We start from the raw sequence: 7,888 nt of genomic DNA, 5'->3' as shown, positions 1-7,888 counted from the left end.
GCAGGTGGTTTTTTGTTTCGCACGCACACGAGCTCAACTAGGTCTAAAGACAATAATAAAAAAAGTCTCTTACATCTACATGTAAGAGACGAGAATTACCCGCGGTACCACTCTTTTTGATCGGCGATCCACTCAAAAATATCAATTTTTCGTAGAAACACGCTTCAAATGGGCCAATCATCCATCTTGCACCATCATGGACTCGCTACCAATCAACTACCATTTTACTTCTTTTCTACGGTTAAGCGGGTGACGAGAATCGAACTCGCGACATCAGCTTGGGAAGCTGGAATTTTACCACTAAACTACACCCGCAAGACAAATTATAGTATAGCATAAAAAATTCCATGTGTCAGCCGCTTTTTAACTGATTTTTTTCATATTCTTCAGTCGGACGATTACTCGCTTATGAAAATCATTAACCGCAATTTCATCTTCTTTTTCATGTTCTAGAATCGAAACTAACGCTGAATTTTCATAAATCTTCTCAATATTCCCAGTAAAGTCATGGTTTAAAGCACCAAATTTCTTGCACTTTACTTTTTCACCGATTTTAAACTCATTACTCATTAAAAACCACCCTCAACTAATTATTGTATGATTTTACACCTAAAAGGTTGACTTAACAATCAAAAAACTCATTATTCTTCTAAACAAGGAACTTTTTTGGCAACTTGTTTTTCCTGCGCCTGCCGACTTTGAGCTCGCAGCATTTTAATCGCTTTAAAATAAGAAAACAATAATACTGAACAAGAGCCAAACCAAGCTAAAGGATTAGCAAAACAAGTTCCAATATATCCCCATGAAGTAGCTAATAGTAAAGCCGCCAAACTGCGCATGGTCAATTCAGCTATACCAGCCAATGTCGGGACAATACTTTGACCGAGACCTTGCAAAGTATAGCGTAAAATAAATAACGTTGCCAGTACAAAGTAAAATGAACCATTAACATTAAAGTAGACCTGTGCCAATTGCAGCACTTTAGTAGCGGAACTGCCAACGAACAGTGAAACCATTGCCTGACCAAAAAAGATGACTGAAAAACCCGCTGCAAAACTAAATAGAATTGAAACAAACAGGCACTGTTTAACTCCCTGTAAAATTCGATTATATAAATGAGCTCCATAATTTTGTGCAGTAAAGGTTGCCATCCCAATACCAAACGACATCATTGGCTGAATTGCTAATTGATCAATTTTGCTGGCAGCAGTTGTCGCCGCTACAGCGGTTGTTCCTAAGCCATTCAATGCCGACTGAATCATAATTGAGCCAATCGCAATAATTGAAGTCTGAAACGCCATTGGCAAACCGATATAAAGATGACGACCGATTTCTCTCCAGGTAATTGCTTGAAAATCCTGCTTTGTTACTTGCAATAAAGGAATTCGTCGAATAATATACCAAACACACAAAACCACTGAAAAAACTTGTGCAATTACGGTGGCGTAACCGGCACCAGCAACTCCCATTTTAAAAACCAAGATAAATAATAATTCCAATACGATATTTAACAAAGCTGCAATAATTAAAAAATACAATGGTGTGCGACTATCTCCCAAAGCCCGAATAATATTCGAAAGCAAGTTAAATGCCATCGATGAAAAAATTCCAGCAAAGATAATGGAAATAAAAGTTTGCGCATCAGCTGCAATTGCGGCTGGAGTTTTCATTAATTGCAAGATGTTTTTAACAAAAAACAGACTCAAAGCTGTTAAAACAATAGTCATTACCGTACAAATTACAATATTAACTGCAAAACTCTGTTTAACTTTTTTATAATTATGTGCACCAAAATACTGCGCAGTTAAAATTGATAGCCCTGCCGTCAATCCTTGCGCAAATCCAATAATCAAAAACTGAATACTTCCCGTTGAACCAACAGCTGCTAAGGATTTGACTCCCAGTGTTTGCCCGACGATTAAAGTATCTGAAATGCTATAAAATTGTTGAAACAAGTTTCCAATCAATAATGGAAAAGTAAACATTAAAATCAGTTTGATTGGACTTCCTTTGGTCAGTTCTTTCACTACGATCCTCCTAAAAATTTGACACAGAAAAAAGGCTTGCAAAAATCATGTTTTTAAATCATAGCACATAATTTATGAATTGCAATACCTTCTTAAGAACTTTTTTAATTTATACTATATTTAATTGTTAATTACCATTCCTGACCGTATCTGCTTTGTAAATAATCTTGAATTGCTTTAATAAATGCTTTGGTTGATGGCGTTTGTTTGGCCTCTGTATGAGTTACTAAACAAATCGTTCGATAAAAATGTTCCTTAAAAGGATAGAAAGTTACATTACCGGATAATTTTTGTAAAGCCAGTTCCGGTAAAATACCCAAGCCCAAGCCACTTTCAACCATTGCAATAATTGAAGCATCATCAATACTGTAATCAATCGAATTCAGCGAAACATCATAAGTATCCAAAGCTTTTTTCGTGTCACGATCATAATCGATCTGCTGCAAAATAAAATTTTTACCGCGAATATCATCAGCTGTTACAGTGCGACTTTCTGCCGGTTTAAATTTTTCAGGTGCAACACAATAAATTGGATCACGATGCAGCGGAATAACTTCCAGCTTTTCTTTGATGGGTAACGCACTAAAGCCGATATCCAATGTTCCAATCCGAACTTGCTCTGCAACCGCATTAAAGTTGCCTTGTGAGACTGAAAGTTCAATTTCCGGATAACTTTTTTTAAACTCACGAATAATATCTGGCAGCCAATTAATGCAGACACTACTGAATGCTCCAATGCGAATTCTTCCTTGATTTAAACCATTGATTCTTGCGGACTCTTCAGCTAATTTTGCCTCTGCATTCAAAATGTCTTGAATTACTGGTAAAATCTTTTCACCGTCCGGCGTTAATTTAACACCTGTTCGATTTCGAATAAATAAAGAAAAACCCAATTCTTTTTCCAAATTCGAAATTGAATGACTGATTGCTGACGGTGTCACGTTCAGTTGATTTGCAGCTGCAAAAAAAGTTTTCTGCTTTGCTACCTCGCTAAAAACTTCATACGCAAAAGTTGACATTTGAAACTCCCCCTGTTTCTAAAGTGAATTCAATTCACTTTAGAATGAATAAAATGAATTTTACTTAATTATAAAACTAAGCTACACTAATATCAAGCACAACAATACGAGGAGGAGCTTAATTATGTTGCCAAAAAATGCATTTCGTAACTCTCAAAAATCGTCCGGTTTAGCTGATTTATTTTCATTAAGTGATCAAGCTAACACTATTTCATTTTCCGGCGGTTATCCCGATGCTGCCCTTTTTCCTAAAAAAGAACTTCAAAAAGCTTTTCAAAAACGATTGACAACAGCTGCTCCTGACTTGTTTCAATATCGTTCCGTACTTGGTGATCTTAACTTGCGGCAAAAACTAGCAAATTACGCACAAAGCTTACAAATTGAATGTTCAACTGAGCAAATTATGTTTACCCAAGGCGGCCAGCAGGCTATTAAATTACTAGCAAGCCTTTTTCTTAATGCAGGAGATGGGTTAGCTGTTGAAGGACCTACTTATGTCGGCGCGATTGCCGCTTTTAATGAATATCAACCAACCTATTATGAAATTCCAATGGAAGCAGATGGGATGAATCTGGACGTTTTAGAAGAACAATTACAGACTAACCAAATTAAATTGATCTACACTATTCCAAATTTTCAAAATCCAACCGGTTATTGTATGAGTATCGCTAAGCGCAAGCGTTTGGCTCAATTAGCTGCTGACTACAATGCATTGGTTATCGAAGATGATCCTTACCGTGAATTACGCTATGCTGGACAAGCTATGCCACCAATCAAAGCATTTGATAAAACTGGCAACGTTGCTTTAATTGGCAGCTTTTCTAAAATTTTATCGCCTGCTTTGCGTACTGGTTGGGTAATTGCCAAACGATCAATCATCAATGACTTAGCAAACTTGCGCTTAGCATTTGATTGTCAATCACCTAACGTTGTCCTCGAAGCAATTGATCAATACTTAACTGACAATAGTTTAACTGATCATATTCAGCAGTTACGACGCAGCTACCAGCAAAAATTAGCTACTATGCTAGCTTGTCTGCAAAAATATTTGCCAGATGAATGTCATTTTTCAAAACCACAAGGTGGCTTCTTCGTCTGGGTAACTCTGCCAGCTGGTTTAGATGCCCAAAAACTACTCCAACTCAGCAAAAAAGTAACTTTTTTACCCGGAAGTAGTATGTTTGTCAACTCACATGAAGAAAACCATCTACGCTTAAACTTTACCGGTGTCAGTTTAGACGAGATCCAGTACGGTTGCCAAGAATTAGGAAATTTAATGCGAACAGCACTTCTTACCGTGCAAAATTAAATCAATATTAGTTTAACATTTTCATTAACAATAAAAAAGCTATTTAAACTATTTTAAAAGGCAGCTGGAATAACTATTTAACAGATAGTTGTTCCAGCTGCCTTTTTAGGCTAATTAAAAATCTGATGTGTCGCTTTAGTGCCAATATCGTGCCGATAAAAGCAGTTAGATAATTGCTTTTGGGCAAGATAATGATAAACAGCCGTCTGAGCAGATATTAGGGTATCCGCTTGAGCAACGACTGCTGCCAGTCGCCCGCCAGCGGCTCGTAAAGTAGTTGGTGAATTACCAGTAACATTTGCAAAATCGATTTTAACATCAGCCTGCTCGGCCAGTTCAGGTAACAATTGGCCTGTTTGCGGCGCTTGTGGATAACCTTTAGCAGCAATCACGACTGCTAAACAAGCTTGATTGCTTACGCTGACTGGTGCTAATTGCCGTTCAGCAAGACAATCGGTAATCAATTGTGCAAAATCACTTTTTATCCGCGGTAAAACAACTTGCGTCTCGGGATCACCTAAACGAACATTATATTCAATTACTTTAGGACCTGTTGCCGTTGCAATCAAGCCGATATAAAGAATCCCGCGATAAGCAAATTTTTCTTGTCGCAAGCCTTTAATACTAGGTTCAACAACTTCTGCTACAATTCGCTGATAAAGTCGTTCGCTTAACTGTGGCAAGGGACTATAAGCACCCATTCCACCTGTATTAGGTCCCTGATCACCATCATAGGCTCGCTTATGATCTTGCGCCATTGGTAACAGCTGATAATTATCTTTACCGACAACTGCAAAAAGAGAATATTCTGCACCGCTTAAATACTCTTCCAACACAACCTCGTGCTGCCCTTGAGCAAATAATTGCTTAATTGCTGCTACAGCTGCTGTTCGAGTCAGTGCAACCGTTACTCCCTTTCCAGCTGCTAAACCGTCAGCTTTAACTACTACCGGTAATTTAAACGCTGCTAAGCCAGCTAATGCAGCTGCCGGTTGTGAATATGCCTGATATGCTGCTGTTGGCACTTGGTAACGCTGCATAAACTCTAAAGCAAATTTTTTTGAACCTTCCAGCTGAGCAGCTTTGGCAGTTGGACCAAAAATTTTCAATCCTGCTGCTTGAAAGCGATCCACGATTCCTGCCACTAAGGCGTCTTCCGGACCAACAAAAGTCCAACTAATTTGTTTTGTTACTGCAAATTCGATTAATTTTGAAAAGTCAAGCTCATCAATGGCAACTGCTTGAATTCCAGTAGCTTGCATTCCCGGATTTCCAGGTGCACAAAAAACTTCACTAACCAGCGGACTTGTTAAAAGCTTGCGGCAAATTGCATACTCTCTTCCCCCAGAACCGATTACCAAAATTTTCAAACCTGTCTTACTCATTAAATTGCCCCCTAATTAATGCCGGAAATGTCTGATGCCCGTCGTAACCATTGCAATTCCATACTTATCTGCCATGGTAATTGAGTCTTGATCGCGAATGCTGCCGCCCGGCTGAACAATTGCTTTAATTCCATGTTTGGCTGCATATTCAACACAATCATCCATCGGGAAGAAAGCATCACTAGCTAAAACTGCCTGATCATCGATTTTGCCTGCTGCATGTTTAATGGCAATCTTAGTTGAATCAATTCGATTAGGCTGACCTGCACCGATTCCCAGTGTCTGCTGGCCATTAGCAACCACAATTGCGTTACTTTTAGTGTGTTTAACAGCTTTCCAAGCAAATAATAAATTATCCAATTGCGTTGGTGTTGGCGCTGTTTTGGTCACAACTTGCCAATCTTGTGGATCTTCTGTCAGTGTATCTTGTTCTTGCATTAATAAACCACCCATGATTGAAACTGTCTCTTTGTTCGCTGGTTCATCTTTAGCTGCAAAATCCAACTGCAAAATTCGCAAATTTTTCTTTTTAGCCAAAATATCATACGCTGCTGGCTCAAAATCAGGCGCAATAATAATTTCCAAAAACAATTTATGCATCTTAGTAGCTGTTGCCAAATCAACTTTGCGATTTAAAACAATAACACCGCCGAAAATTGAAATTGAATCGGCTTCATAAGCCCGATCCCACGCTGTTTCTAATTTTTCCGCCTGACCGATTCCGCAAGGATTCATATGCTTTAACGCCACTACTGTTGGCCGTGAAAATTCACGAGCGATCCGTAAGGCTGCATCAGCATCTTTAATGTTATTATAAGATAACTTTTTGCCATGCAGCTGTTTAGCATTGGTAATTGAATATTGCTTTTTCGGTAGAGCATCCCGATAAAACCAAGCCTTTTGATGACTGTTCTCCCCATAACGCATCGTTTCTTCTAATTCATAAGTCAACGTTAATTTTTCTGGCGCTTCAACACCAACCTGTTGCGAGAGATAGTTTGCAATTAATGCATCATAAGCTGCAGTATGGCGAAAAGCTTTAGCAGCTAATTGTGCCCGCGTTTTCAAGTCAACTTTATCTTGCTGATCAAGCTGATCACTGATTATTTGATAATCAGCACTGTCAACCACTACAGTTACATCACGGTAGTTTTTAGCAGCACTGCGCAACATGCTGGGACCGCCAATATCAATATTTTCAATTGCATCCGCTAAAGTAACATTCGGTTTAAGAATAGTTTGCTTAAAGGGATATAAATTGACACAAATTAGATCAATTGGATGAATGCCCAGTTTTTTCATTACTCGTTGATGTTCCGGTAATTCACGCCGCCCTAATAAGCCTCCATGAATAAATGGATTTAGCGTTTTGACCCGTCCATCCAAAATTTCTGGAAAGCCGGTTACATCTTCAACCGAAATCGTTTTAATTCCTGCATCAAGCAATACTTGGCGTGTCCCACCAGTTGAAATAATTTCAAATTGATGTTCACTCAACTTTTTTGCGAAAGGAATCAGGTTAGATTTGTCGGAAACGCTCAATAAAGCTCTTCTCATTGATTTTTCTCCTTTTTTTCAAATACTGTCAATAATTGCTTGACTACCTGCGGATATAGCTGGTGTTCACAAGCATGAACACGGGTCTCAAGTGACTCCAAGGTATCAGTCGGTAAAATCGGTACCCGCTGCTGTGTAATGATCGGTCCTGAATCTAAACCGGCATCAACATAGTGAATCGTCACCCCAGTTTGTTTCCTGCCATCTGCCAAAGCGCGTTCAATCGAATGCAGCCCTGGATATTCGGGCAGATAAGCCGGATGTAAATTGATAATCCGCTGCGGATACTGATCAAGAATTCCATTGCCAATTACCCGTAAATAACCTGCTAAAACAATAAAATCAATTTTTTGTGCTGTCAGTAACTGACTAATCCGCTGTTCATAAGCTGCCTTGTCACCGCACTCTTTTACGGTAAATGACTCCCAGTTAATTCCTAAACACTGGGCGCGCTCAATTACTGGTGCTTTGGGATGATCGCAAAACAACAGCACCAGCTGCCCGGGAATTTGTTTACGTAGAAATTGCTGAGCTAGAATTTCAAAATTAGTTCCATTACCGGAAGCAAAAATTGCTACCCTCATAATTGCG

The 7,888-nt window shown here is 38.9% G+C and carries 7 protein-coding genes and 1 tRNA gene; 1 reads left to right on the top strand and 7 read right to left on the bottom strand.

Translation table 11 applies throughout. From position 1 onward, the window contains the following. Positions 1 to 244: 244 nt before the first annotated feature. The 4 genes from FC89_RS11690 to FC89_RS11675 all read right to left on the bottom strand — a co-directional run bounded on the left by FC89_RS11690 (position 245) and on the right by FC89_RS11675 (position 3,046). A tRNA-Gly gene (locus FC89_RS11690) sits at positions 245 to 315 on the bottom strand. Between the two features lie 48 nt (positions 316 to 363). Further along, a complete protein-coding gene (locus FC89_RS11685; protein ID WP_057872714.1) occupies positions 364 to 570 on the bottom strand; it encodes a hypothetical protein in 207 nt (68 codons plus the stop codon). A 71-nt stretch (positions 571 to 641) separates the two neighbouring features. After that, positions 642 to 2,027 carry an MATE family efflux transporter gene (locus tag FC89_RS11680; protein WP_057872713.1) on the bottom strand — a complete coding sequence of 462 codons (1,386 nt, stop codon included), beginning with the start codon at positions 2,025 to 2,027 and terminating at the stop codon, positions 642 to 644. A 131-nt stretch (positions 2,028 to 2,158) separates the two neighbouring features. After that, positions 2,159 to 3,046, bottom strand: coding sequence for a LysR family transcriptional regulator (locus FC89_RS11675; RefSeq protein ID WP_057872712.1), 888 nt, complete (start codon positions 3,044 to 3,046; stop codon positions 2,159 to 2,161). Between the two features lie 124 nt (positions 3,047 to 3,170). Between FC89_RS11675 and FC89_RS11670 the strand changes: the two genes are divergently transcribed. After that, the gene (locus FC89_RS11670) at positions 3,171 to 4,355 is read left to right on the top strand and encodes an aminotransferase-like domain-containing protein (RefSeq protein WP_057872711.1); all 1,185 of its coding nucleotides are present in this window, start codon (positions 3,171 to 3,173) and stop codon (positions 4,353 to 4,355) included. A gap of 110 nt (positions 4,356 to 4,465) precedes the next feature. Here FC89_RS11670 and purD read toward each other — a convergent pair whose 3' ends face one another. The 3 genes from purD to purN are packed head-to-tail and all read right to left on the bottom strand — an operon-like array spanning position 4,466 to position 7,881. Then, the gene (gene purD / locus FC89_RS11665) at positions 4,466 to 5,740 is read right to left on the bottom strand and encodes a phosphoribosylamine--glycine ligase (RefSeq protein WP_057872710.1); all 1,275 of its coding nucleotides are present in this window, start codon (positions 5,738 to 5,740) and stop codon (positions 4,466 to 4,468) included. A gap of 15 nt (positions 5,741 to 5,755) precedes the next feature. Continuing rightward, on the bottom strand, positions 5,756 to 7,297 hold the full coding sequence (gene purH, locus FC89_RS11660) for a bifunctional phosphoribosylaminoimidazolecarboxamide formyltransferase/IMP cyclohydrolase (protein WP_057872709.1): 1,542 nt from the start codon (positions 7,295 to 7,297) through the stop codon (positions 5,756 to 5,758). Beyond that, positions 7,294 to 7,881: a phosphoribosylglycinamide formyltransferase gene (gene purN, locus FC89_RS11655; protein WP_057872708.1), complete on the bottom strand. Its 588-nt coding sequence runs from the start codon at positions 7,879 to 7,881 to the stop codon at positions 7,294 to 7,296. Before purN ends, purH begins: the two co-directional genes overlap by 4 nt. Positions 7,882 to 7,888 lie beyond the last annotated feature (7 nt).

It is taken from the genome of Liquorilactobacillus ghanensis DSM 18630, from assembly GCF_001435235.1.
Classification (GTDB): domain Bacteria; phylum Bacillota; class Bacilli; order Lactobacillales; family Lactobacillaceae; genus Liquorilactobacillus; species Liquorilactobacillus ghanensis.
The sequence above is the reverse complement of the archived record's forward strand: the minus strand, read 5'-3'. Positions and strand labels throughout refer to the sequence as shown.